This is a genomic window from Flammeovirga sp. AWQ4_249, assembly GCF_056161045.1.
On the sequence record NZ_JBSWYJ010000117.1, the window covers coordinates 1 to 570 of the forward strand.

Annotated in this window: 1 protein-coding gene; it reads left to right on the plus strand. The window is 28.1% G+C overall.

Annotated features, from left to right (window positions below; all coding sequences use genetic code 11):
• Nucleotides 1–407: 407 nt before the first annotated feature.
• A partial coding sequence (locus tag ACXAHM_RS26330) for a nitrilase-related carbon-nitrogen hydrolase (RefSeq protein ID WP_474966607.1) occupies nt 408–570 on the plus strand: 163 nt, incomplete at its 3' end.

A 570-nucleotide genomic window follows, 5' to 3' on the forward strand; every position in this document is an offset into this window, starting at 1 on the left:
TCATTATCGTGAAAATCTGTAAAGTGACAGTAGGATTCAGAGTTTCTCCAGAAGTAGAAAGAGAAGGTCTTGATGCTACAGAAGTAGGAGAATTTATTTAGAAAGATAATCATATAGTTATTCAGCTCACTTGTTTCGATAAGTGGGCTTTTTTTATCTAAAAATCTAAGGTTTTCCTTTTATAAATTCTTATAAAAAGTGGATTTATTTTGATTTTGAAAATATAATAATTTAAAGATCAATACTTGGAAGAAAAACAGTTAAATATTAATAAAGGTCGATCTAAAATTGAAATTCTCCTCTCTATTTTTCCCCGTTTACATAGTTATCAATACAACATTTAAAAGATATTCTTAATTCAATTCAGGTAATTGATATTCAAGAAATAATACCAAATAAAAACAATTATGAGAAAAGTTACAGTTTCAGCAACACAGACAAGCTTTACATGGGACAAAGAAAATAACCTTGAAAAAGCGGAGAAATTAGTACGTGAGGCAGCATCAAAAGGTGCTCAAATTATTTTATTATCTGAATTATTCGAAACACCTTATTTCTGTTTACAACCAA